At 71.6% G+C, this 23,009-nt stretch carries 23 protein-coding genes; 14 read left to right on the forward strand and 9 right to left on the reverse strand.

The window, feature by feature from the left end:
• Window positions 1-97: 97 nt before the first annotated feature.
• Complete coding sequence (locus HW130_RS06950; protein ID WP_177148546.1) at window positions 98-958, reverse strand: NAD(P)H-binding protein; 861 nt, start codon at window positions 956-958, stop codon at window positions 98-100.
• Between the two features lie 110 nt (window positions 959-1,068).
• Between HW130_RS06950 and HW130_RS06955 the strand changes: the two genes are divergently transcribed.
• Window positions 1,069-1,470 (forward strand): helix-turn-helix domain-containing protein, encoded by a 402-nt coding sequence (locus tag HW130_RS06955; RefSeq protein ID WP_177148547.1) that lies wholly within the window; start codon window positions 1,069-1,071, stop codon window positions 1,468-1,470.
• Window positions 1,471-1,551: 81 nt separating this feature from the next.
• Here the strand turns inward: HW130_RS06955 and HW130_RS06960 are convergent, their stop codons facing one another.
• The 5 genes from HW130_RS06960 to HW130_RS06980 form a co-directional block, all read right to left on the reverse strand.
• Complete coding sequence (locus HW130_RS06960) at window positions 1,552-2,601, reverse strand: 2-oxoacid:ferredoxin oxidoreductase subunit beta (RefSeq protein ID WP_177148548.1); 1,050 nt, start codon at window positions 2,599-2,601, stop codon at window positions 1,552-1,554.
• Window positions 2,594-4,540 carry a 2-oxoacid:acceptor oxidoreductase subunit alpha gene (locus HW130_RS06965; protein ID WP_177148549.1) on the reverse strand — a complete coding sequence of 649 codons (1,947 nt, stop codon included), beginning with the start codon at window positions 4,538-4,540 and terminating at the stop codon, window positions 2,594-2,596. The genes HW130_RS06960 and HW130_RS06965 overlap by 8 nt, the downstream gene beginning before the upstream one ends.
• A gap of 248 nt (window positions 4,541-4,788) precedes the next feature.
• Complete coding sequence (locus HW130_RS06970) at window positions 4,789-5,448, reverse strand: response regulator transcription factor (RefSeq protein WP_309140359.1); 660 nt, start codon at window positions 5,446-5,448, stop codon at window positions 4,789-4,791.
• 343 nt (window positions 5,449-5,791) lie between these two features.
• A complete protein-coding gene (locus HW130_RS06975; protein ID WP_177148708.1) occupies window positions 5,792-7,114 on the reverse strand; it encodes a sensor histidine kinase in 1,323 nt (440 codons plus the stop codon).
• A gap of 289 nt (window positions 7,115-7,403) precedes the next feature.
• Window positions 7,404-8,585: a sensor domain-containing protein gene (locus HW130_RS06980; RefSeq protein WP_177148551.1), complete on the reverse strand. Its 1,182-nt coding sequence runs from the start codon at window positions 8,583-8,585 to the stop codon at window positions 7,404-7,406.
• A gap of 200 nt (window positions 8,586-8,785) precedes the next feature.
• Here HW130_RS06980 and HW130_RS06985 point away from each other — a divergent pair, with 200 nt between their 5' ends.
• The 12 genes from HW130_RS06985 (at window position 8,786) to HW130_RS07040 (ending at window position 20,091) form a co-directional block, all read left to right on the forward strand.
• Window positions 8,786-9,184, forward strand: coding sequence for an NADH-quinone oxidoreductase subunit A (locus tag HW130_RS06985; protein ID WP_177148552.1), 399 nt, complete (start codon window positions 8,786-8,788; stop codon window positions 9,182-9,184).
• Complete coding sequence (locus tag HW130_RS36680) at window positions 9,175-9,792, forward strand: NADH-quinone oxidoreductase subunit B (protein ID WP_177148553.1); 618 nt, start codon at window positions 9,175-9,177, stop codon at window positions 9,790-9,792. The genes HW130_RS06985 and HW130_RS36680 overlap by 10 nt, the downstream gene beginning before the upstream one ends.
• Window positions 9,789-10,955, forward strand: coding sequence for an NADH-quinone oxidoreductase subunit C (locus HW130_RS06995; protein ID WP_177148554.1), 1,167 nt, complete (start codon window positions 9,789-9,791; stop codon window positions 10,953-10,955). Before HW130_RS36680 ends, HW130_RS06995 begins: the two co-directional genes overlap by 4 nt.
• Window positions 10,952-11,920, forward strand: a complete 969-nt coding sequence (locus tag HW130_RS07000) for a complex I subunit 1 family protein (protein ID WP_177148555.1) — start codon at window positions 10,952-10,954, stop codon at window positions 11,918-11,920. Before HW130_RS06995 ends, HW130_RS07000 begins: the two co-directional genes overlap by 4 nt.
• Entirely contained in the window at window positions 11,920-12,528 is a 609-nt protein-coding gene (locus tag HW130_RS07005) for an NADH-quinone oxidoreductase subunit I (RefSeq protein ID WP_177148556.1), read from the forward strand. The genes HW130_RS07000 and HW130_RS07005 overlap by 1 nt, the downstream gene beginning before the upstream one ends.
• On the forward strand, window positions 12,525-13,163 hold the full coding sequence (locus HW130_RS07010; RefSeq protein WP_177148557.1) for an NADH-quinone oxidoreductase subunit J: 639 nt from the start codon (window positions 12,525-12,527) through the stop codon (window positions 13,161-13,163). Before HW130_RS07005 ends, HW130_RS07010 begins: the two co-directional genes overlap by 4 nt.
• Window positions 13,163-13,549 carry an NADH-quinone oxidoreductase subunit NuoK gene (gene nuoK, locus HW130_RS07015; protein ID WP_177148558.1) on the forward strand — a complete coding sequence of 129 codons (387 nt, stop codon included), beginning with the start codon at window positions 13,163-13,165 and terminating at the stop codon, window positions 13,547-13,549. The genes HW130_RS07010 and nuoK overlap by 1 nt, the downstream gene beginning before the upstream one ends.
• Window positions 13,546-15,546, forward strand: a complete 2,001-nt coding sequence (locus HW130_RS07020; RefSeq protein ID WP_177148559.1) for an NADH-quinone oxidoreductase subunit L — start codon at window positions 13,546-13,548, stop codon at window positions 15,544-15,546. The genes nuoK and HW130_RS07020 overlap by 4 nt, the downstream gene beginning before the upstream one ends.
• Before the next feature lie 3 nt (window positions 15,547-15,549).
• Window positions 15,550-17,151: a NuoM family protein gene (locus tag HW130_RS07025; protein ID WP_177148560.1), complete on the forward strand. Its 1,602-nt coding sequence runs from the start codon at window positions 15,550-15,552 to the stop codon at window positions 17,149-17,151.
• Between the two features lie 2 nt (window positions 17,152-17,153).
• Window positions 17,154-18,674, forward strand: a complete 1,521-nt coding sequence (locus HW130_RS07030; protein ID WP_177148709.1) for an NADH-quinone oxidoreductase subunit N — start codon at window positions 17,154-17,156, stop codon at window positions 18,672-18,674.
• A 149-nt stretch (window positions 18,675-18,823) separates the two neighbouring features.
• Window positions 18,824-19,687 (forward strand): zinc metalloprotease HtpX, encoded by an 864-nt coding sequence (gene htpX, locus HW130_RS07035; RefSeq protein ID WP_177148561.1) that lies wholly within the window; start codon window positions 18,824-18,826, stop codon window positions 19,685-19,687.
• Window positions 19,684-20,091 (forward strand): YccF domain-containing protein, encoded by a 408-nt coding sequence (locus HW130_RS07040; protein ID WP_177148562.1) that lies wholly within the window; start codon window positions 19,684-19,686, stop codon window positions 20,089-20,091. Before htpX ends, HW130_RS07040 begins: the two co-directional genes overlap by 4 nt.
• Before the next feature lie 53 nt (window positions 20,092-20,144).
• Here the strand turns inward: HW130_RS07040 and HW130_RS07045 are convergent, their stop codons facing one another.
• Window positions 20,145-21,389, reverse strand: coding sequence for an APC family permease (locus HW130_RS07045; RefSeq protein ID WP_177148563.1), 1,245 nt, complete (start codon window positions 21,387-21,389; stop codon window positions 20,145-20,147).
• Between the two features lie 86 nt (window positions 21,390-21,475).
• Here HW130_RS07045 and HW130_RS07050 point away from each other — a divergent pair, with 86 nt between their 5' ends.
• On the forward strand, window positions 21,476-21,745 hold the full coding sequence (locus HW130_RS07050; RefSeq protein ID WP_177148564.1) for a GlsB/YeaQ/YmgE family stress response membrane protein: 270 nt from the start codon (window positions 21,476-21,478) through the stop codon (window positions 21,743-21,745).
• Between the two features lie 46 nt (window positions 21,746-21,791).
• On the opposite strand, the gene HW130_RS07055 is transcribed toward HW130_RS07050, so the two are convergent.
• Both HW130_RS07055 and HW130_RS07060 read right to left on the reverse strand, forming a co-directional pair.
• Window positions 21,792-22,457: an alpha-ketoglutarate-dependent dioxygenase AlkB gene (locus HW130_RS07055; RefSeq protein ID WP_177148565.1), complete on the reverse strand. Its 666-nt coding sequence runs from the start codon at window positions 22,455-22,457 to the stop codon at window positions 21,792-21,794.
• Window positions 22,454-22,960 carry a methylated-DNA--[protein]-cysteine S-methyltransferase gene (locus tag HW130_RS07060; RefSeq protein WP_177148566.1) on the reverse strand — a complete coding sequence of 169 codons (507 nt, stop codon included), beginning with the start codon at window positions 22,958-22,960 and terminating at the stop codon, window positions 22,454-22,456. Before HW130_RS07060 ends, HW130_RS07055 begins: the two co-directional genes overlap by 4 nt.
• Window positions 22,961-23,009: the final 49 nt, after the last annotated feature.

A 23,009-nucleotide genomic window follows, 5' to 3' on the forward strand; every position in this document is an offset into this window, starting at 1 on the left:
GTACGCGCGCGAGGGCGGTATGTCATGTCCGTATCGCCATACGGTCATGACGGATCATGCCGGTGCGGGCGGGGCGGCGGCCGCCGAGGCGTGGGGGTCAGGCGGTGGCCAGCGCCGCCGCGACCGTGTCGGCGAGCGGGGTGGTGGGCCGCCCGGCCAGCCGCGCCAGTTCGCCGGTGGTGCGGGCCAGCAGCCCGCGGCCGATGGCCCTGTCGACGTCGACGAGGATGCGGGCGAACGGCTCCGGAACACCCGCGCCGGTGAGGATGCCGAGGTGCGTCTCGGCCGGGACCTCGGTGTACGTGATGGTGCGGCCGGTCTGCCGCGACAGCTCGGCGGCGTACTCGGCGAGGGACCACGCGGCGTCGCCGCTCAGCTCGTAGGCCGCGCCCAGGTGGCCCTCGCCCGTCAGCACAGCGGCCGCGGCGGCCGCGTAGTCGGCGCGCGTGGCCGAGGCGATCCGGCCGTCGCCGGCGCTGCCGACGACGGTGCCGTGCTCCAGCACGGGGCCGAGGTTGCCCGTGTAGTTCTCGGTGTACCAGCCGTTGCGCAGGAAGGTGTACGGCAGCCCGGAGTCGAGGATCAGCTGCTCGGTCGCCTTGTGCTCGGCCGCCAGGTCGAAGTCCGCGTCCGGCCCGCCCAGTACGCCGGTGTACGCGAGCTGTGCGACGCCCGCGGCCTTCGCCGCCTCGACCACGGCGGCGTGCTGCGCGATGCGTCGGCCGACCTCGCTGCCGGAGATCAGCAGCACCCGGTCCCCGGCGCGGAAGGCGCCGTCGACGGTGGCCGGCTCGCTGTAGTCGGCGATCCGCAGCTCGACGCCGCGCGCCGCGAGGTCCGCCGCCTTCTCCTTGTCACGGACCACCGCGGTGATCCGGTCGGCCGGGACGGTGGCGAGCAGCTCGTCGACGACGAGACGGCCGAGGGCTCCGGTGGCTCCGGTGACAACGATGCTCATGGGTGGTTTCTCCGTTTTCGCGTGCTTCACGTGCGTCATTCGCCTGGTGAAACCACCCTAGGGAGAGCGCTAACAATTCGAAAGTACCCACTTTGAAGTAAGGTACTGGCATGGCCGTAAGCAACAACGGGGCTGGAGCCCCGGACGTGAACCGCGAGATGTGCCCGTCCCGGCTGATCCTGGAGCACGTGACCAGCCGCTGGGGCGTGCTCGTGCTCGCCGCCCTGCTGGAGCGCTCGTACCGGTTCAGCGAGCTGCGCCGGCACGTCGGCGGCGTCAGCGAGAAGATGCTGGCCCAGACCCTCCAGACGCTGGAGCGGGACGGCTTCGTGCACCGCGACGCCAAGCCCGTCATCCCGCCGCGCGTCGACTACTCGCTCACCGGGCTGGGCAGGGAGGCCGCCCGGCAGGTGTGGGACCTCGCGCGCTGGACGGAGCGGCGGGTGGCCGACGTGCAGGCGGCCCGGGCCGCGTACGACGACGGGAAGGCCCGCACGGCGGAGACCATCTGACCCGGTTCCCGTCCCCGCCCGCCGACGCCCACACGAAAGGGCCGGGAGCAGTGCTCCCGGCCCTTTCGCGAGTGGGGCGGCTCAGCCGACGACCGTCCAGGTGTCGTTGCCGGCGAGGAGCGCCGCGAGATCGCCCTTGCCGTTCTGCTCCACGGCCGTTTCGAGCTGGTCGGCCATGAGTGTGTCGTAGACCGGCCGCTCCACGCTGCGCAGGACGCCGATGGGCGTGTGGTGCAGCGTGTCGTTGTCGGCGAGCCGGGACAGCGCGAAGGCCGTGGTGGGACTCGGGTTGTGCGCGTCGTGGACGAGGACCCTGGACTCGTTCTCCGCCGTCACCTGCACCACCTCGAGATCACCGGTCCGCTCGTCGCGGACCACGCCCTTGGACAGCTCGGGACCGAACCGGATCGGCTTGCCGTGTTCCAGCCGGATCACGGCGTCCTCCGCCTGCTGCTTGTCCTTCAGGATCTCGAACGCGCCGTCGTTGAAGATGTTGCAGTTCTGGTAGATCTCGACGAGCGCGGTGCCCTGGTGGTCGGCGGCCTGCCGCAGCACCTCGGTGAGGTGCTTGCGGTCGGAGTCGACGGAGCGCGCGACGAACGAGGCCTCGGCCCCCAGCGCCAGGGAGACCGGGTTGAACGGGGCGTCCAGCGACCCCATCGGCGTCGACTTGGTGATCTTGCCGAGCTCGGAGGTCGGGCTGTACTGGCCCTTGGTGAGGCCGTAGATCCGGTTGTTGAACAGCAGGATCTTGAGGTTCACATTGCGGCGCAGGGCGTGGATCAGGTGGTTGCCGCCGATGGACAGCGCGTCGCCGTCCCCGGTGACGACCCAGACGGAGAGGTCGCGGCGGGAGGAGGCGAGGCCGGTCGCGATGGCGGGGGCGCGGCCATGGATGGAGTGCATCCCGTAGGTGTTCATGTAGTACGGGAAGCGCGAGGAGCAGCCGATGCCGGAGACGAAGACGATGTTCTCCTTCGCCAGGCCGAGCTCGGGCATGAAGCCCTGCACGGCGGCGAGGATCGCGTAGTCACCGCAACCGGGGCACCAGCGCACTTCCTGATCGGACTTGAAGTCCTTCATGGACTGCTTGGCCTCGGCCTTGGGCACCAGCGAGAGCGCCTCAGTCATTGATGGCCTCCTTGAGAGCTTCTGCGAGCTGCTCCGCCTTGAACGGCATCCCGTTCACCTGGGTGTGGCTCTGCGCGTCGACCAGGTACTTCGCCCGGATCAGGGCGGCGAGCTGGCCGAGGTTCATCTCCGGTACCACTACTTTTCGGTAACGCCCGAGCACGTCCCCGAGATTCCCGGGGAAGGGGTTCAGGTGGCGCAGATGGGCCTGCGCGATGGGCAGCCCCGCGGCCCGCAGGCGGCGTACGGCGGCCGTGATCGGGCCGTACGTCGAGCCCCATCCGAGCACCAGGGTCCGAGCGCCGTCCGGGTCGTCGACGTCGACGTCGGGCACCTCGATGCCGTCGATCTTGGCCTGCCGGGTGCGGACCATGAAGTCGTGGTTGGCCGGGTCGTACGAGATGTTGCCGCTGCCGTCCTGCTTCTCGATGCCGCCGATGCGGTGCTCCAGGCCGGGCGTGCCGGGCAGAGCCCAGGGGCGGGCCAGCGTCTGCGGGTCGCGCTTGTAGGGCCAGAACACCTCGGTGCCGTCGTCCAGCGTGTGGTTCGGCCCGGTGGCGAACTGGACGCGCAGGTCGGGAAGCTCGTCGATGTCGGGGATGCGCCAGGGCTCGGAGCCGTTGGCGAGGTACCCGTCGGACAGCAGGAAGACCGGGGTCCGGTACGTCAGCGCGATCCGGGCCGCCTCGACGGCCGCGTCGAAGCAGTCGGCCGGGGTGCGGGGGGCGACGACCGGCACCGGCGCCTCGCCGTTGCGCCCGTACATGGCCTGCAGCAGGTCCGCCTGCTCGGTCTTGGTCGGCAGACCGGTGGAGGGACCGCCGCGCTGGATGTCCACCACCAGCAGCGGCAGCTCCAGCGACACGGCGAGCCCGATCGTCTCCGACTTCAGCGCCACACCCGGACCGGAGGTGGTGGTCACCGCCAGCGAACCGCCGAACGCCGCGCCCAGCGCAGCGCCGATCCCGGCGATCTCGTCCTCGGCCTGGAAGGTGCGCACGCCGAAGTTCTTGTGCTTGGACAGCTCGTGCAGGATGTCCGAGGCCGGGGTGATCGGGTACGAGCCCAGGTACAGCGGGAGATCGGCCTGCTTGCTCGCGGCGATCAGGCCGTAGGACAGGGCGAGGTTGCCGGAGATGTTGCGGTACGTGCCCGTGGGGAAGGCGCTGGTGGCGGGGGCGACCTCGTAGGAGACCGCGAATTCCTCGGTCGTCTCGCCGAAGTTCCAGCCGGCGCGGAAGGCGGCGATGTTCGCCTCGGCGATGGCCGGCTTCTTCGCGAACTTCGTCCGCAGGAAGGACTCCGTGCCCTCGGTCGGCCGGTGGTACATCCAGCTGAGCAGCCCCAGCGCGAACATGTTCTTGCTGCGCTCGGCCTCCTTGCGGGTCAGGCCGAAGTCCTTGAGCGCCTCGATCGTCAGCGTCGTCAGCGGCACGGGATGGACGTGGTACGCGTCCAGCGAGCCGTCCTCCAGCGGAGAGGCGTCGTAGCCGACCTTGGCCATCGCGCGCTTGGCGAACTCGTCCGTGTTGACGATGATCTCGCCGCCGCGCGGCACATCGCCGATGTTGGCCTTGAGCGCCGCCGGATTCATCGCGACCAGCACGTTCGGCGCGTCGCCGGGCGTGAGGATGTCGTGGTCGGCGAAGTGCAGCTGGAAGCTGGAGACACCCGGCAGGGTTCCGGCGGGGGCCCGGATCTCCGCGGGGAAGTTCGGCAGCGTGGACAGGTCGTTGCCGAACGACGCCGTCTCGGAGGTGAACCTGTCACCCGTCAGCTGCATGCCGTCACCGGAGTCACCCGCGAAGCGGATGATCACCCGGTCCAGTCGGCGGATTTCCTTGTCGCCCGCGGGCCTGCGTTGCTCGCCGACGACGGCCTCATGGCCGCCGTTGGCCTCGTCGGCCTGATCGGCCGGGCTACTGACCTGGCTGGTCACTGAACTGGACCTCCCTCGAGGCGGCTCCTCCGGGCGGCCGGTCCACCGACCGTCCCACTGGCAACCCTACGACGGTAAGGGTCGCCTTCCCTGGACCGCTCATATGTCGGACGCCCCTATGAGACGTCGTGTCGCCCTGCTTTGTCACGCTTCACCCGTCCCAGGATCCTCTCCCGTATCTCTCCCCCTCGTCATTCCTCGGTCCTGGGCCCCGGGTGTCGCCGCCGCCGGATGCGGCGGGCGGAAGTTCAGGAATTCAGGTACGTCAGCACGGCCAGCACACGCCGGTGGTCCCCCTCGCTGGGGGAGAGGCCGAGCTTGAGGAAGATGTTGCTCACGTGCTTCTCCACCGCGCCGTCGCTCACGACGAGCTGCTTGGCGATCGCCGAGTTCGTCCGGCCCTCGGCCATCAGACCGAGGACCTCCCGTTCCCGGGGGGTGAGCCCGGCGAGGACGTCCTGCTTGCGGCTCCGGCCGAGCAGCTGCGCCACGACCTCCGGATCCAGCGCGGTGCCTCCGCGGGCCACTCGCACGACGGCGTCCACGAACTCTCGTACCTCGGCTACCCGGTCCTTCAGCAGATAGCCCACCCCGCGCGTGCTGCCCGCGAGCAGCTCGGTCGCGTACTGCTCCTCCACGTACTGGGACAGGACCAGCACGCCGACCGCGGGGTGCTCGCGACGCAGCTGCACCGCGGCCCGGACGCCCTCGTCCGTATGGGTGGGCGGCATCCGTACGTCGGCGACCACGACGTCCGGCAGCGCGTCCTGGTCCGCCAGCTCGGCGACGGTCTTGATCAGTGCCTGCGCGTCGCCGACGCCCGCCACGACGTCGTGCCCGCGGTCGGTCAGCAGCCGGGTCAGACCCTCCCGGAGCAGTACCGAATCCTCGGCGATGACCACCCGCACCCTGTCCTCCACAGCCCTGCGTCCCCCCTGTTCGATGATCCTTCCGCGCCTGCGCTGCCCAGCATTCCAGCTTCGTCCCGAGATCGGGTCCAACCGGCGGTATTGCCGGGGGGCCGCGGTTGTCCGGCGGGCATGCGCAGGGCCGGGGCCGCCCGTCCGGGCCGCCGCCCGGGGGGACGCGGCGGGGGGCGGAGGGGTTGAGGGAGGGGTTGAGGGGGAGAGGGCGTCAAGGGGCGGGCCGGGCTTCGGGCGCGTCGCCGGCCGGGACGGGGGCGGACCGGTGGGGCCGCGGGCGGCTCCCGTGCGTCGCGGGGCCGTGCCGGTGGGGCCGGGGAGCGGCGGATCAGCCGCGCCAGGGCAGCTCCGCCGTGACGGTGGTCGGGCCGCCCGCAGGGGAATCGACGGCGAGGATGCCGTCCACCGCGCCGAGCCGGTCCGCGAGCCCGGCCAGACCGCTGCCCGGCGCCGGGGCCGCGCCGCCCCTGCCGTCGTCCGTGACCTGGAGCATCAGCCGGTCCTGCGAGCGCCAGACGTCGACCGAGGCCCGGGTCGCCCGCGCGTGCTTGCTGACGTTCTGCAGGAGCTCCGAGACCGTGAAGTACGCGATGCCCTCGATCGCCGCCGCCGGCCTGCGGTCCAGGTCGACCTCGACCGTCACCGGCACCGCGCAGCGCGAGGCGACGGCGGACAGTGCGGCGTCCAGGCCGCGGTCGGTCAGCACGGCGGGGTGGATGCCGCGGGCAAGGTCGCGCAGTTCCTGCAGTGCCACCTTGACCTCGCCGTGCGCCTCGTCGACCATGCGGGCCGCCGCCTGCGGGTCCTCGGACAGCCTCTCCTTGGCGAGCCCGAGGTCCATGGCGAGCGCGACGAGCCGGGCCTGGGCGCCGTCGTGGAGATCGCGTTCGATACGGCGCAGATCGGCCACGGCCGTGTCGACGACCACGCCCCGGTCCGACTCCAGCTCGACGACGCGGCTGGCCAGCCGGGAGGGGCCGAGCAGTCCGGCCACCATCAGCCGGTCGACGCCGGTCAGCGCGCGGACGACCCAGGGCGTGGCCAGGGTGAGCAGCAGGCCGATGAGGCTGGTGACGGCGATCTCGAAGGGGGAGTCGAGGTAGAAGTTGTGCGTTCCGTCGCCGTAGAGCTGCAGACCGTCGATGCCCGCGTACATGGGGAAGACCCACTGCCACAGCGGGTAGAGGAGCAGCGCCCAGCCCGACGTCCACAGGGGCACCGCGAGGCAGAAGCCGAAGACGGCCCACGGGAAGTGGAGGACCGCGTACAGCAGGTGCCGCCAGGAGGTCCCGCTCTTGAGGACGCCTCCGATCCAGCCGGCGGCGCCGCTCCTGCGGACGCGGACGGGCTCGGGCGCGGCGACGTCCACGTCCAGCAGGGCCCTGGCGCGAAGCCGCTCCACCGCGCCGAATCCGCGCAGCACGGCGAACGATCCCGCGAGCAGCGGCACACCGAGGAAGGTGACGAGCAGTCCGGCGCTCGCGGCGGTCAGGGAGACGGCGAAGGCGAAGAGGAGCACGCTCATGGGCAGGCTGAGCAGGATCCATCCGAACTCCCGCCAGGTCCTGCCCTCCAGCGGCGCGCGCAGTACGGGAGGCAGGAGGTGCGTGCGTGCCCGGGGCACTGCGCCGTATCCGTGGTCCATGGCCATCGACGTGGTCCGTTCTGCGATGAGGTCTCGTTCTGCGGTGCGGGCTGTCATGTCCACAAGCGTGCTGGTGGGGCGCGTCGCGCACCATGAGGGCGGTATCCGTTCGCGCGGGGGGTTTTCCCCACCACGGGAGGCGGCCGGCGGCCCGGCGTCCACCCACGTGCGGCGGGCCGATCCGCACACTTCCTGACGGCCGGCGATCCCGGTCCTCAGGCGACCTCGAACCGGACGCGGGCGCCGGCGGACGCGGTCCTCGGCACCGGCGCCCCCGGTCCTCAGGACCGCGGTGTCAGCGCCCGCCGTGCGCCGTCCGCGCGCGCCAGGGCAGCTCGGCCGTGACCGTGGTCGGGCCGCCCGCCGGCGAGTCCAGCGCGAAGAGGCCGTCCACCGCGCCCAGCCGTTCGGCCAGCCCCGCCATCCCGGTGCCGCCGTCCAGCCGCGCCCCGCCCCTGCCGTCGTCCACGACCTGGATGAGCAGCCGCTCGTCCGTCCGCCACACGTCCACCGACACACGGGTCGCCTGCGCGTGCTTGCTGACGTTCTGCAGGAGCTCCGAGACCGTGAAGTACGCGATCCCCTCGATCGCCTCCGCGGGCCGTTCGGTCAGATCCACCGTCACCGTCACCGGGGCCGTGCAGCGGGATGCGATCGCGGACAGAGCGGCGTCGAGGCCGCGGTCGGTGAGCACGGCGGGGTGGATGCCGCGGGCGAGGTCCCGCAGCTCCTGGAGCGCGAGCTTCACCTCGCCGTGCGCCTCGTCGACCATCGCCGCCGCGGCGTCGGGATCGTCCAGGAGCTTCTCCTTGGCGAGGCCGAGCCCCATCGCGAGCGCGACCAGCCGCGCCTGGGCGCCGTCGTGCAGATCGCGTTCGATACGGCGCAGATCGGCCGCGGCCGTGTCGATCACGACGCCCCGGTCGGACTCCAACTCCGCGATGCGCCGCTCCAGTTCGTCCGACGGTGACAGCAGGCCGCGGACCATCGCACGGTCCGCACTCGCCATGGCATGCGCCAGGAACGGCAGCACCGGCCACAGCACGATCAGCCCCACCAGCGTGAGGGCGAACGTCAGCACACCCCACGGCAGCCGCACGAACGAGTACAGCACCGTCCGCCACGCCACCGGGTCCTTCAGCCGCGACCAGACCCAGGGGACCAGGCCGCCGTCCGCGGGACGGCCGAGCGGGCTGGGCTCGTCGACCTCCACGCCGAGCAGCGCGCGGGCCCTGGCCCGCTCCGCCCGCCCGATCCCGCGCGCGCCCGCGAGCGCGAGGGCCAGCAGGGGCAGACCGATCACGGTGACCGACAGGCCCACGCCGACGACCACGGTGACCGCGACGTAGACGAAGGCGAGCAGCGAGAGGGGGAAATCGCCCAGCAGGTGCGCGACCTCCTTCCAGGTGCGGCGGTCGAAAGCGAAGCGCACGGGGGGCGGTCCTCCGTTGTCCGGATGGGCGTTGCTCGCGGTCATGAGGGCCAGCCTGCCGGGCGGGGACTGCGCACGCCATGGGGTTCCTGGGTGGGATCAGGTGGGGACAACCCCACCTGATCCCTGACGCGACTGCTTACGCTCCCTTTAGCAGGGCCTAGACTCCGGTGCGTAGGGACCGACGTCGAACGCCGTCGAACAGGGCGCCGACGAGGTCAACCAGTCAGGGAGCGAGGGCGGACGTGCCGGAAACGACCGTGGTCGTCACCGCGGCGGACTACTTCCAGAGCTACTCGGTCGTCGGACTGCTCGCGGTCATCGGCGTGCTGTTCGTCGCCGTGGCCTTCGGCGCCGGGCGGCTGCTGCGGCCGGTGGTGCCGACCCCGGAGAAGCTGCTCACGTACGAGTGCGGTGTCGACCCCGTCGGCGAGGGCTGGGCCCACACCCAGGTCCGTTACTACGTCTACGCCTTCCTGTACGTGATCTTCGCCGTCGACTCGATCTTCCTCTTCCCGTGGGCGACCGTCTTCGCCGCCGGGGGCTACGGCGCGACGACGCTCGTCGAAATGTTCATCTTCCTCGGCTTCCTGGCCGTGGGACTGCTCTACGCGTACAAGAAGGGCGTCCTGACATGGGCGTGACTCCCGTGGACCTTCCCGAGCCCCGGCGGCTCGGCGCACTGGCGCGCCTGGCCCCCGAGCCGATGAAGGTCGTCCTCAACTGGGGCCGCCGCTACAGCCTGTGGGTCTTCAACTTCGGGCTCGCCTGCTGCGCCATCGAGTTCATCGCGGCCTCCATGGCCCGGCACGACTTCATCCGCCTCGGCGTGATCCCCTTCGCGCCGGGCCCGCGCCAGGCCGACCTGATGATCGTCTCCGGCACGGTGACGGACAAGATGGCCCCTGCCGTGAAGCGTCTGTACGAGCAGATGCCCGAGCCCAAGTACGTCATCTCCTTCGGCGCCTGCTCGAACTGCGGTGGCCCCTACTGGGACTCGTACTCCGTCACCAAGGGCGTCGACCAGATCATCCCAGTCGACGTCTACGTGCCCGGCTGCCCGCCGCGTCCGGAGGCGCTGCTCCAGGGCATCCTCAAGCTGCAGGAGAAGATCGCCCGCGAGTCGCTCGGCGAGCGCTACGGGCACGGCGGGGGAACCCGCCCGTCCACCGAGGCACTGCGCAGCGGTCTCGTCAGCCCGCCCCTGACCCCCGGCGCGGGCCCCGACGCCGGATCGGAGGGCGAGCGGTGAATCCGTACGACAGCCTCCCGGACGCCGTCACCGAGATCTTCGGCGAAGAGGCCACCGCCGAACGCGGCTACGACCTCCTCACCGTCGACGTCCCCGCCGGCACCTGGATCGCGGCGCTGGAGATCGCCCGCGACAAGCTGGGCTGCACCTACTTCGACTGGCTGAGCGCGGTCGACGAACCGGGCATCGGCTTCCGCGTGTGCGCGCACGTCGTCTCCCTGGAGGGCCGCGCGGTCCGCCGGCTGCTCGTCCGCACCACCGTCCCGCACAGCGCCCCCTCGCTGCCGACCGCCGTCGACGTCTACGCGGGCGCGAGCTGGCACGAGCGCGAGACGCACGAGATGTTCGGCGTCGATTTCACCGGGCATCCGCACCTTGATCCCCTGCTCCTTCCCGAGGGCTTCGAAGGGCACCCGCTGCGCAAGGACTTCGTCCTGGCCGCCCGGGTGGCCAAGGCATGGCCGGGTGCCAAGGAGCCGGGGGAGTCCGAGCACGGCGGGCCCAAGCGACGCCAGATGCTGCCGCCCGGCGTCCCCGACCCGAACGAGTGGGGCCCGCTGAAGGGCCAGCTCCCGCCCGCACCGGCCCGGCCGGCCCGCACCCCGCGTGCGGCCGCCGCCCCCGGCGCGACGGCCGAGCGCCCGCCGCGCCGCACCCGCACGGCGAGCGAGGGCTCGGCGTCGCAGGCCCCTGCGGCTCCGGGGGACGCGGGCGAGGCCCGTCCGGCCCGGCGGACGCGCACGGCGAGCGAGGGCTCGGCGTCCCAGGCGGCGGCTGCTGAGGCAGGCGCGGTTGGTCCGGCCCGGCGTACGCGCAGTGCGAGCGAGGGCTCGGCGTCGCAGGCCCCTGCGGCTCCGGGGGACGCGGGCGAGGAGACTCCTGCCGGTCCGCGCCCCCGCAGTTCCGACGCCCCCTGGCACCACGCCCGCCCCGCCTTCGACGATCAGCAACCGCCCGCGAGCGCGCCCGGCACGGCCCCCGAGGAGGCGCGGCCGCCCGGAGAAGCCCCCGCAGCCACGCCCGAGCCCGCGCCCCCCGCCGAGGCCGAGGCCGAGTGCGTACCCGAGCCCGAGCCCGAGCCCGAGCCCGCGCCACGCGCCGAGCCCGCACACGAACCCGAGGCCGACGAGCCGAACCGACCTGCCGGAGGCGACCCCGCGTGAACGACGCCCTCGACGTCGCCTTCCGGCTCATCGTCGTCTTCGCCGTGTTCATGGTCCTCCCGCTGATCATCGGGCAGACCGAGCACAAGGTCATGGCCCACATGCAGGGACGCCTCGGCCCCATGTACGCCGGCGGCTTCCACGGCTGGGCCCAGCTCGTCGCCGACGGCGTGAAGTTCGCGCAGAAGGAGGACGTGGTCCCGGCGGACGCCGACCGCCGCATCTTCCAACTCGCGCCCGCCGTTGCTCTGCTGCCCTACCTCCTGGTCCTGATCGCGATCCCCATCGGTCCGAGCGAGAGCGCGGTCGGCCAGATCGTCGACGCCGGCATCTTCTTCGTCCTCGCCGTCATGGGCGTCGGCGTACTCGGGTCGCTCATGGCGGGCTGGGCGTCGGCCAACAAGTTCTCCCTTCTCGGCGGTCTGCGTACCGCGGCTCAGCTGCTCGCGTACGAACTGCCGATGCTGCTCACCGCCGCGTCCGTCGCCATGGCGGCCGGTACGGTCTCACTGCCCGGCATCCTGAACGCCTTCGAGTGGTGGTGGCTGCCCTGGCAGATCGTGGGCGCCGTCGTCTTCTTCGTCGCCGGTCTCGCCGAACTTCAGCGTCCTCCCTTCGACATGCCGGTCGCCGACTCCGAGATCATCTTCGGTGCGTACACCGAGTACACCGGCCTCCGTTTCGCCCTGTTCCTGCTCGCCGAATACGCGGGCATCGTCGTCCTGTGCGGTCTGACCACCGTCCTCTTCCTCGGCGGCTGGCACGGTCCGTTCGGTGCCGACGGGCTCGGCTGGGTGTGGACCCTCCTCAAGACCGCGCTCCTGGCCTTCCTCGTCATCTGGCTGCGCGTGAGCTATCCGCGGCTGCGCGAGGACCAGCTGCAGAAGCTCGCCTGGACGGCCCTCGTCCCCCTCGCCCTCGCCCAGATCGCCCTCACCGGCATCGTCAAGGTGGTGATCCAGTAATGTCCCCGATCCCCGGCAGCGGCCTCGCCAAGGGCCTTGCCGTCACCCTGCGGACGATGACGAAGAAGCACGTCACCGCGCAGTACCCGGACGTCCTGCCCGACCTCCCGCCGCGCAGCCGCGGCGTGATCGGCCTGTTCGAGGAGAACTGCACGGTCTGCATGCTCTGCGCCCGTGAGTGCCCCGACTGGTGCATCTACATCGACTCCCACAAGGAGACCGTCCCGGCGGCCGCCCCCGGAGGCCGTGAGCGCAGCCGGAACGTCCTCGACCGGTTCGCCATCGACTTCTCGCTCTGCATGTACTGCGGTATCTGCATCGAGGTGTGTCCTTTCGACGCGTTGTTCTGGTCGCCCGAGTTCGAGTACGCCGAGACCGACATCCACGAACTCACCCACGAGCGCGACAAGCTCCGCGAGTGGATGTGGACGGTGCCCGCGCCGCCCGCACTCGACCCGGGCGCCGAGGAGCCGAAGGAGATCGCGGCTGCCCGCAAGGCCGCCGAGAAGCTCGCGGCCGCCGAGGAGGCAGCAGCGGTCGAGGCCCACGCCGGCACCGAGCCGGGCACCGAGCCCGGCGCCGAACCGGGACAGGGAGGCCCCGCATGACGCTCGCCGCCGCTTCCGCGCCCCAGGGCTTCCTCTCGCCGACCGGTGTCGAGATCGCCTTCCTGCTCGTCGGCCTCGCCACGCTCGGCGCGGCCCTCGTCACCGTCACGACCAGGCAGCTGGTGCATGCCGCGCTCTGGCTGGTCGTGACGCTCGGCGGCCTCGCCGTCGAGTACCTCCTGCTCACCGCCGAGTTCATCGCGTGGGTGCAGGTCCTGATCTACGTCGGGTCCGTGGTCGTCCTCCTTCTCTTCGGGCTGATGCTCACCAAGGCCCCCATCGGCCGCTCCCCGGACGCCGATTCGGGCAACCGGTGGGTGGCCCTCCCGGTGGCCGCCGCCGCCGCGGCGGCCCTGGTGTGGGTCGTCGTGGACGCGTTCCGCACCACCTGGATCGACCTCGACGGACCCGTCCAGGGATCCACCAAGGTGTCCGGCGAGATCCTCTTCCGGCACTGGGTGCTGCCGTTCGAAGCGCTCTCCGTCCTCCTGCTCGCCGCCCTCGTCGGCGCGATCGTGCTGTCCCGCCGGGACCCGGAACCGCCCGCCACGACCGGTCCCGTGCCGCCGGACCGGGCCGGCCGCACGGGCCGCGAGGCTGCGGCCGACCGTACGGCCCGAGAGGGGAAGAGCTGATGCATCTCGCCTATCCCGCCGTGCTCGCCGTCCTCCTCTTCAGCATCGGGCTGTACGGCGTCCTCGCACGCCGCAACGCGATCCTCGTCCTGATGTCCGTCGAGCTGATGCTCAACGCGGTCAACCTCAACCTGGTCGCCTTCGACGTGTGGCTGCGCGACACGCTCCACGCCGGCCAGGCCCTCACCCTGTTCATCATCGCCATCGCCGCCGCCGAGATCGGGATCGGCCTGGCGATCGTGCTGATGGTCTACCGCAACCGCGGCAGCTCCGACGTCGACCGCCTCCGTGACACGGCCGAGCCGACCGGACCCGACGGCAGCGGCACCCCCGACGACAGCGACACACCCGCAGACCGCGAGGAGAAGGCCGAGGCCACCGCGTGACCACGACGACCCTCGCCGTTCTCGTCCCCCTTCTTCCGTTCCTCGGAGCCGCCGCCGGACTCCTCCTCGGCCGCACCGCCCCCGGATTCGTCCGCCCCCTGGCCGTCCTGCCCACGCTCGCAGCCGCCGCTCTCGCCGTCGTCGTCGCAGCGCGCCAGCAAGGCGGGCGGACCATCACCGCGTCGACCGAGCTCACGCCCACCGGCTCGGTCCCGATCGACCTCGCCCTGCACATCGACGGCTTCGCGGCGCTCGTCGCCGTGCTGGTCGGGATCGTCGCGTCCTGCGTGCAGATCTACTCGACGGGCTATCTCCGCGACGACCCGCGTTACCCCTCGTACGCGGCGCTCATCTCCCTGTTCACGTCCGCCATGCTGCTCGTCGTCTACTCCGGCGACCTGATGGTGCTGCTCGTGGGCTGGGAGATCATGGGCATCTGCTCGTACTTCCTCGTCGGCCACTACTGGGAGACGTCCGAGGCGCGTGCCGCCTCCCTCAAGGCGTTCCTGGTCACCAAGCTCGGTGATGTCCCCTTCCTGATCGGTCTGTTCGCGCTCGCCGCCGACGCGGGCACCTTCCGTATCAGCGGCATCCTCGGCGCCGTCGCCGCCGGCGCCGTCGACCACCCCACCCTGGTGGCACTCCTGCTCCTCGCGGGCGTGGCGGGCAAGTCGGCGCAGTTCCCCCTGCACACCTGGCTTCCCGACGCGATGGCGGGCCCCACGCCCGTCTCCGCGCTGATCCACGCCGCGACGATGGTCGCGGCCGGTGTCTACTTCGTGGCCCGGCTCCTTCCCGTCTTCGCCGCGTCCGCCGCGGCCATGACCGTCCTCGCCGCTATGGCGGCGGTCACGATGGTCGGTTCGGCGCTCGCCGCGCTCGCCCAGGACGACATCAAGCGTGTCCTCGCCTACTCGACCATCGGCCAGCTCGGCTACATGTCGGGGGCACTGGCCGTCGGCGACCGCGGCGCCGCCGTCTTCCACCTCCTGTCCCACGGTGCGTTCAAGGCGCTGCTCTTCCTCGCCGCCGGTGTGATCATCCATGCCGCCGGCACGAATTCGCTCGCCGCCATGTCCCGGATGAGCGGCTTGGCCAAGCGCGTGCCCGACGCCTACTGGACGATGACCGTCGCGCTGCTCGCGCTCGCCGCGATCCCTCCCTTCGCCGGCTTCTTCTCCAAGGAAGCCGTCCTGGTCGCCGCCGAGCACACCGCGCTCGGCGATTCCGCCGTCGCCCCCGCCGGCGCCGGCTGGGCCGTGCTGGTCGCCGGACTGCTGACCGCCGTCCTCACCGCCGCCTACGCGATGCGGCTGTGGCTGCTCGCCTTCCGCGGCCGCGGTGCCGAGGCACCCGACCACGGCCGCGAGCCGGTCGCCATGACCACCGTGCTCTGGGTCCTCGCCGTGCCGTCACTCGCCTTCGGCCTGACCTTCGACCAGCTGCCCGGCTGGTTCGACGGCCACGCCCTCACCCCCACCGTCACCACCGCCGTCCTCGGCACGGGCGTCGCCCTGGTCGGCGGACTGATCACCTACGGAGCGTGGCGGCACACCACGGCGGCAGCCGCACATCCCCCCATCGGCGCCGTGGCCGCTCACCCCGGCGCCGAACCGGCCGTCTCCGAGGCCGAGGCGATCGCGGCCCACACCCCCGCCTACGGATCGATCGCGGCGGCCGCCGACCCGTCCGACCCCGCCCGGCTGCTGCTCGGCCCGCTCCATCGCCACGCGGCGGCGGGATTCCACGTCGACGCCGTCTACTCCGCGCTGTTCGTCCGCCCGGTACGCGCCGCCGCGCAGCTCGTCCGCTTCCTCGACCGTGAGGTCGTCGACACCTATGTCAGCGGATCGGGCACCGGCGCACGCCTGCTCGGCAGCGCCGTGCGCCGCGCGCAGACCGGCAACGTGCAGACCTACCTCGGCGCGTTGCTCGCGGGCTCCGTCGTCCTGGCCGTCGCCGCCGTCGTCCTGTCCAACGTCAACGCGGGGTCGTGAGCCGTGATCGATATCAGCGAGTCCGTGATGCAGCTCCTTCTCGCGTTCGTCGTCGTCGGCCCGCTCCTGGGCGCCGCCGCGGCGCTCCTGCCCGCCCCGCCCGGCCTGCGCGGCTCCGGCCCGGACCAGGCGGTCCTGCGGCACGGCGTGACCGTCACCGGCGCGGTCCTGGCCGCCGCCGTGGTGCTGGCGCTCGGCTTCGACCACGACCGGCCGTCGCGGATGCAGGCCACGACGGACATCAGCTGGATCCCGGCACTCGACGTGCGGATCCACCTCGGTGTCGACGGCATTTCGCTCCCCCTTCTCGTGCTGACGGCGTTGCTGACCTTCCTCTGCGCGCTCCACGGCTACTTCAAGATGCCTGCCGGCCCTTCGCCGAAGGCATTCGTCGCTCTGCTGCTCGTCCTCGAATCCGGCACTCTCGCGACCTTCGCGGTCCTCGACCTGGTGCTGTTCTTCCTGGCCTTCGAGATGGTGCTCATCCCGATGTACTTCCTCATCGCCCGCTGGGGCGGTGAAGGACGGCAGCCCGCCGCCTGGAAGTTCATCCTCTACACATTGCTCGGCTCGGTCGTCATGCTGCTCGGCCTCCTGCTCGTCGGGCTGAAGGCCGGCACATTCGACATGGTGGCACTCGCCACTGACAACGGCCGCGACCTCACCACATCCGTGCAGGTCATCGCCGTTCTGGCGATCGGGATCGGGCTCGCGGTCAAGACACCGATGTGGCCTCTGCACAGCTGGCTGCCGGACGCGCACACCGCGGCCCCGACCATCGGCTCGGTCCTGCTCGCCGGTGTCCTGCTCAAGATGGGTACGTACGGATTCGTCCGTATCGTCCTGCCGATCACGCCCGACGGGATGCGGACGTTCGCCCCGTACCTCGCTGCCTTCGCCGTCGTCGGCATCATCTACGGATCGCTCGCCTGTCTCGCCCTGGCGCGCAAGGGCGCGGGCGGCGACCTGAAGCGGCTCATCGCCTACTCGTCCGTGGGCCACATGGGCTTCGTCCTCCTCGGCATCGCGAGCATGACGCCCACCGGCATCAACGGCGCGCTCTTCGCCAACATCGCCCACGGCCTCATCACCGGCCTCCTGTTCTTCCTGGTCGGCGCGGTGAAGGACCGCTACGGCACCGCGGATCTCGACACCCTCGCCGGAGCCACCGGCGCCGCGCTGTACGGACGCGCTCCCCGCCTCGGCGGGCTGCTCGCCTTCGCGGCCGTCGCGTCCCTCGGACTGCCGGGCCTGGCCGGGTTCTGGGGAGAGATGCTCGCCCTGTTCGGGGCCTTCGACCCGGCCGACGGGCTCAGCCGGCCCGCGTTCCTCGTCTTCATGGCGATCGCCGCCTTCGGCACGCTGCTGACGGCGGCGTACCTGCTGGTCGTCGTACGCCGGGTCTGTATGGGAGCGCCGCCCCAGGGCCTCCCGAGCGCGGCGGACGGCCGGGTGTTCGCCCCGCTCACCGACGTCCGCGGATACGAGTTCGCCGCCTGGACCCCGCTCGTGGCCCTCACCGTCATCGCCGGACTGTGGCCCGCGGTCCTCCTCGGCCTCACCGACCCGGCAGTGCAGCAGCTCCTCGCAGGAGGCAAGTCGTGACCATGGCCGCCGACAGCGTCCCCAGCCTGGTCCAGTCGGTCGACTGGCTCACGATCGCGCCGCCGACCATCACGGCCGTCGTCGGACTGGTCGTCCTCGTCGTGGACCTCTTCGTCGAGGAGCGTCGCAAGCCGCTGCTCGGCGCCCTCGCCGTCGCGGGCCTGATCGCCGCAATGGCGACCCTGCTCCCGCTGCGCAAGGGCGACCGCTCGACGTTCTGCCTGACCGACGGCACCGAGGCGTGCAGCTACACCGCCGACCACTTCACCCTGGCCATCCAGTTCCTGGTGCTCGGCGGCGCGCTCCTGACCGCGGTGCTCTCGCTCACGTACACCCGCAAGGACCTTCCCGCCGGAGAGTTCTGGTTCCTGCTGCTCTCCTCGGCGGCCGGCGCGGCGCTGCTGCCCGCCTCCCGCGACCTCGCCACTCTCGTGGTCGCCCTCGAAGTCGCGTCGCTGCCCGCCTTCGCCCTCGTGGGACTCAGGCGCGGCGACCGGCTCTCCAGCGAAGCCGCCCTGAAGTTCTTCCTGTCCTCCGTCACCGCGACGGCCGTCACTCTGCTCGGCGTCAGCTTCGTCTACGCCGCGACCGGCACGCTGCACCTCACCCAGGTCGCCGCCGGGCTCGAGAACGTTCCCGGCCAGCTGGACACACTCGCCAAGGCGGGCGTCGCCCTGACGCTCGTCGGCTTCGCGTTCAAGACCGCAGCCGTTCCCTTCCACTTCTGGGTCCCCGACACCTATGTGGGCGCGCCCCTCCCGGTCGCCGGTTACCTCTCCGTCGTCGGCAAGGCCGTCGGATTCACCGGCCTCATCCTGGTGACCGTCATCGCCTTCCCCGCGTACGCCGACATCTGGGGCCCGGCGCTCGCCGTCCTGGCCGCCCTCACCATGACCGCGGGCAACGTGGCGGCCCTGCGCCAGTCGGCCACGCGCGCGTGGAGCGCGGTACGGCTGCTGGCCTGGTCCTCCGTCGGGCAGGCCGGTTACCTCCTGGTGCCGATCGCGGCCGCCGCGTACTCCAGCGACGACCAGATCGGCGCCACCGTCGCCTACGCCCTGATGTACGCCGTCGTGAACCTCGGGGCTTTCTCGGTCGCCGCGCTCGTCGCCCGGAACCACCCGCAGAACCGGATCGCGGACTACCGGGGCCTGTACGCGGCCCGCCCCGCGGCCGCCCTGGCGATGGGCTTCTTCCTGCTCTGCCTGGCCGGCCTGCCGCCGGGCATCATCGGCCTGTTCGCCAAGGTCACCGTGTTCTCGTCGGCGGTCGACGCGGGCCTGGGCTGGCTCGCGGTCGTCATGGGCGTCAATGTGGTGATCGCGCTCTACTACTACCTCCAGTGGACAGCGCTCCTCTTCCGTGCCCCCCATGGCGCTGTGAGCGGCGCGGAGGTCGAGCCGGTGCGCCGGCGCACGCCCGCGCCCGTCACCGTGGCCATCGCGCTGACCGCGGTCGGCGGTGTCGTGCTCTCCGGCTATCCCCAGCTGGTGCTGCGCTTCGCCGCGGACACGCTGTTCTGACCATCACCCGAACGGCCCACGCCCCAGGGCCGGGAGCACAAGGGAACCAGCGTCCTTCGCCTGGCGTTGACCAGTACAGAAGGGTCCACTGGACAGTGGAGCACCGCCACGCAAAGGGTTCCCCTGCCGCACCGCTTGGAGGGCGTACCGTGCACCGCCGGCACAACGGGCTGAAGACCGCCGTACTCCTCGGGGGACTGTCCGCACTCATCCTCGTCATCGGCAGCTTCTTCGGCCGGACGGGTCTGCTCGTCGCGCTCGTCGTCGCCCTCGGTACGAACGCCTACGCCTACTGGAACAGCGACAAGCTGGCGCTGCGCGCCATGCGTGCCCGTCCGGTCAGCGAGTTCGAGGCGCCCGCGCTGTACCGGATCGTCCGTGAACTCTCCACCGCCGCCCGCCAGCCCATGCCCCGCCTGTACATCTCGCCGACCCAGGCGCCCAACGCCTTCGCCACCGGCCGCAACCCGCGCAACGCGGCCGTGTGCTGCACCGAGGGGATCATGCGGATCCTCGACGAGCGCGAGCTGCGCGGCGTCATCGGCCACGAGCTCAGCCACGTCTACAACCGCGACATCCTCATCTCGTCCGTTGCCGGAGCCCTGGCCTCGGTCGTGATGTTCCTGGTCAACTTCGCCTGGCTCATCCCCGTCGGCCGCTCGGACGACGACGACGGCCCCGGCCTCGTCGGCATGCTGCTGATCATGATCCTGGGGCCGCTGGCCGCCTCGGTGATCCAGCTCGCGGTCAGCCGCTCGCGGGAGTACGAGGCGGACGCGTCGGGCGCCCAGCTCACCGGCGACCCGCTGGCACTGGCGAGCGCCCTGCGCAAGCTCGACGCCGGGACGAAGCAGCTGCCGCTGCCGCCGGAGCCCCGCCTGGAGACGGCGAGCCACATGATGATCGCGAACCCCTTCGGGCCGGGCCGGGGCTTCTCCAGGATGTTCTCCACCCACCCGCCCATGGCGGAACGAATCTCCCGCCTCGAGCAGATGGCAGGTCATCGCCCGTGAAGACAATTCTGAACGTCATTTGGCTGATCCTCAGCGGCTTCTGGCTCTTCCTCGGATACCTGGCCGCCGGCGTCATCCTCTGCATCACGATCATCGGCATCCCGTTCGGCCTCGCGTCGTTCCGGATCGGCGTCTACGCCCTGTGGCCCTTCGGCTACACGACCGTCGACCGCCGCGACTCCGGGGCACCGTCGCTCATCGGCAATGTGCTGTGGTTGATCCTGGCCGGATGGTGGCTCGCACTCAGCCACATCGTCACAGGCATCGCACTGTGCCTGACGATCATCGGCATCCCGTTCGGCGTGGCCAACTTCAAGCTGCTCCCGGTGTCGCTGATGCCGCTCGGCCGCGAGATCGTCCCCTCGGACCGCCCCTTCGCGAGCCGCACTGAGGCTCGTCCGTAGCAGCCGGTGCCGGGCCCGCCGGCCGCCCCACCGCGGGCGGTCGTGTACGGCGTTCAGCGGTCGGCCGGCCCGTCCCGCCCGGGCCGGCGCAGCGCGTAGAGCACGGCGCCGGCGGCCAGCACGCCCAGCCCCGCGACGGCCGACACCGCGGGCAGCGACAGCGCGAGGACCACGCACCCCGCCAGACCGCAGACGGCGGTCAATTGCGCCCGCCGGGAACTCAGCGTCCAGGCCGAGACGTTGGCAATGGCGTAGTACACCAGCACTCCGAACGACGAGAAGCCGATCGCCCCGCGCAGGTCCACCGTCGCCGCCACCACCGCGACGACGGTCCCCACGGCCAGCTCCGCGCGGTGCGGCACCTGGAACCGCGGATGGACGGCGGCCAGTGCTCCCGGCAGATGGCCGTCCCGGGCCATCGCCAGCGTCGTGCGTGAGACGCCGAGAATCAGCGCGAGCAACGACCCGAGCGCCGCCACGACGGCGCCCGCCCGCACGACGGGCCCGAGCCCGCCGGCCCCCGCCGCCTCCACGGCATCGGCCAGCGGAGCCGTCGCCCTGCTCAACTCACCGGCGCCCAGCACGGAAAGGACGGCGACGGCCACACACACATAGACGACGAGCGTGATGCCGAGGGCCAGCGGCACGGCCCGGGGGATCGTACGGGCCGGATCACGCACCTCCTCGCCCAGCGTCGCGATCCGGGCGTACCCCGCGAATGCGAAGAACAACAGGCCGGCGGCCTCCACCACTTTGCCGACCGAGACGTCGCCGCCGAGTTCCAGCCTGCCTGCGTCCGCAGCGCTCGACCCCAGACAGGAGACGACCACCGCGACGAGCACAGCCAGCACCACCGCCACGATCGCCCTGGTGAGCAGCGCCGACTTCTGAACACCCGCGTAGTTCACGGCAGTCAGCGCCACCACCGCGGCGACCGCGACGGCATGCGCCTGCTCCGGCCACGCATACGCCCCGACGGTGAGCGCCATCGCGGCGCACGAGGCGCTCTTGCCGACGACGAACGCCCATCCCGCCAAGTAGCCCCAGAAATCGCCCAGCCGCTCCCTGCCGTACACATAGGTGCCGCCCGACGCCGGGTACAGGGCGGCCAGCCGGGCCGACGACATGGCGTTGCAGTAGGCGACCGCGGCGGCCAGCGCCAGACCGATCAGCAGTCCCGTACCGGCCGCGCGCGCGGCGGGGGCCAGCGCCGCGAAAACGCCCGCGCCGATCATCGATCCGAGGCCGATCACCACCGCGTCGAACACCCCGAGCGAGCGCCTCAACTCCCGTGTCATGCGTCGCACCCTACTGATCCGCGCAACCGCGCCCCGTCTCACCGTCGTCCTCGGACACGACACCATTCGAAAGGCAGGTTCATGGCATGAGCGTCATCAGCTGGATCGTCCTCGGGCTGCTCGCGGGGGCGATAGCCAAGGTCCTGCTGCCCGGACGGGACCCGGGCGGGCTGATCGGCACCACACTCATCGGCGTCGCGGGCGCGTTCACCGGAGGATGGCTGTCGGCCCGCTATCTGGACCGGCCGATAGCCAACGAGTTCTACGACGGCGCGACCTGGGCCGCGGCCGTCGGCGGATCGCTCGTGCTGCTGATCATCTACCGGATCCTGTTCGGCCACTCCCGTTCGCGCTGACCGTACAGCCCCTCGCGTCTGCCGGGAGCCCGTGAGCTCCGCCCGGCTACAGGCCCGTCTCCCGCAGGGTGATGTTCAGCCGCCCGCCGGCCATCCCGGCCGCCGGATCGGCGGTGCCCGCGTAGACCTTGGGCACACCGTGGTACGTGAAACGGGAAGGGCCGCCGAAGACGAACAAGTCCCCGGACACCAGCTCGACATCCGTGTAGGGCCGCCCCCGGTTCTCTGTGTTCCCGAAGCGGAACAGACAGGTGTCGCCGATGCTCAGCGACACCACGGGAGCGCCGGAGTGCTCCTCCTTGTCCTGGTGCATGCCCATCCGCGCCGCGCCGTCGTAGAAGTTGATCAGCGCCGTGTCCGGGGTGTACGCCGAGGCGTCGCCGTACGTCCGGTCGTCCCCGTACGCCTCGGCCAGCGCCTCGCGGCCCAGGTCGACCAGCCACCGCGGGAACGCGGCGACCCGTTCGCCGTTCACGTCGTCCGCGGTGCGGGAGTAGCGGTACGGCTGCCAGTGCCAGCCCACGCACACCGTCTGCACCGACATCACGCCTCCGCCCGGGAGCGCGGTGTGCCGCAGCGGCACCGGGCCGCGGGCCCAGGACCGGCATGCCTCGACGAGTTCCCGCTGCCGGTCGCGCGGCAGCCAGCCGGGCACATGGACCGCGCCGGGGGCGACGACGGCCCGCTCCCTCGGGAAGAGCGTGTCGTTCACGGCGCGAGCGCGCCCTCCAGCCCGAGGAGCCGCTCCTTGGACTCGAGCCCGCCGGCGTACCCCCGCAGCGCGCCGTCCGCACCGATCACGCGATGGCACGGCCGGACGACGAGGAGCGGATTGCGCCCGATCGCCGTCCCGACGGCGCGCACACCGACCGCCGAGGTGCCGACCCGTTCGGCGATCTCCTTGTAGGTCGTGGTCCCTCCGTACGGGACGTCCTCCAGCGCGCGCCACACCCGCCGCTGGAAGGCGGTCCCGCTGTCGGTGTACTCGATCTCGAAGCGAGTCAGCCGGCCCGCGAAGTACGCGGACAGCTGGAGGCCGATCTCCTCGAAGGCCGCCCGGTCGCGGCGCCATCCGTCCTGGACGACGGCACCGCCCTTCTGCCCGGGCAGCGAGAGCGACGCGAGCGCGGTGCCGCCCTTCGCCGAGGCCGAGACCTCGCCGACCAGCAGCAGTTCGCCCAGCGGGCTGTCGACGACGTCGTACAGGGTGGTCATGACGCGCGTCCCTCCTTGCGGGATCTCGGTGCGGGTGGCTTCGCCGGAC

This window comes from Streptomyces sp. PKU-EA00015 (assembly GCF_013387495.1).
GTDB lineage: Bacteria > Actinomycetota > Actinomycetes > Streptomycetales > Streptomycetaceae > Streptomyces.

What these genes read in the sequence shown, in the direction of transcription:
- HW130_RS06950 (WP_177148546.1), bottom strand. Translation starts at nt 958, where the DNA reads ATGAGCATCGTTGTCACCGGAGCCACCGGAGCCCTCGGCCGTCTCGTC.
- HW130_RS06955 (WP_177148547.1), top strand. Translation starts at nt 1,069, where the DNA reads ATGGCCGTAAGCAACAACGGGGCTGGAGCCCCGGACGTGAACCGCGAG.
- HW130_RS06960 (WP_177148548.1), bottom strand. Translation starts at nt 2,601, where the DNA reads ATGACTGAGGCGCTCTCGCTGGTGCCCAAGGCCGAGGCCAAGCAGTCC.
- HW130_RS06975 (WP_177148708.1), bottom strand. Translation starts at nt 7,114, where the DNA reads ATGGCCATGGACCACGGATACGGCGCAGTGCCCCGGGCACGCACGCAC.
- HW130_RS06980 (WP_177148551.1), bottom strand. Translation starts at nt 8,585, where the DNA reads ATGACCGCGAGCAACGCCCATCCGGACAACGGAGGACCGCCCCCCGTG.
- HW130_RS36680 (WP_177148553.1), top strand. Translation starts at nt 9,175, where the DNA reads ATGGGCGTGACTCCCGTGGACCTTCCCGAGCCCCGGCGGCTCGGCGCA.
- HW130_RS07005 (WP_177148556.1), top strand. Translation starts at nt 11,920, where the DNA reads ATGTCCCCGATCCCCGGCAGCGGCCTCGCCAAGGGCCTTGCCGTCACC.
- HW130_RS07010 (WP_177148557.1), top strand. Translation starts at nt 12,525, where the DNA reads ATGACGCTCGCCGCCGCTTCCGCGCCCCAGGGCTTCCTCTCGCCGACC.
- nuoK (WP_177148558.1), top strand. Translation starts at nt 13,163, where the DNA reads ATGCATCTCGCCTATCCCGCCGTGCTCGCCGTCCTCCTCTTCAGCATC.
- HW130_RS07030 (WP_177148709.1), top strand. Translation starts at nt 17,154, where the DNA reads ATGGCCGCCGACAGCGTCCCCAGCCTGGTCCAGTCGGTCGACTGGCTC.
- HW130_RS07045 (WP_177148563.1), bottom strand. Translation starts at nt 21,389, where the DNA reads ATGACACGGGAGTTGAGGCGCTCGCTCGGGGTGTTCGACGCGGTGGTG.
- HW130_RS07050 (WP_177148564.1), top strand. Translation starts at nt 21,476, where the DNA reads ATGAGCGTCATCAGCTGGATCGTCCTCGGGCTGCTCGCGGGGGCGATA.
- HW130_RS07060 (WP_177148566.1), bottom strand. Translation starts at nt 22,960, where the DNA reads ATGACCACCCTGTACGACGTCGTCGACAGCCCGCTGGGCGAACTGCTG.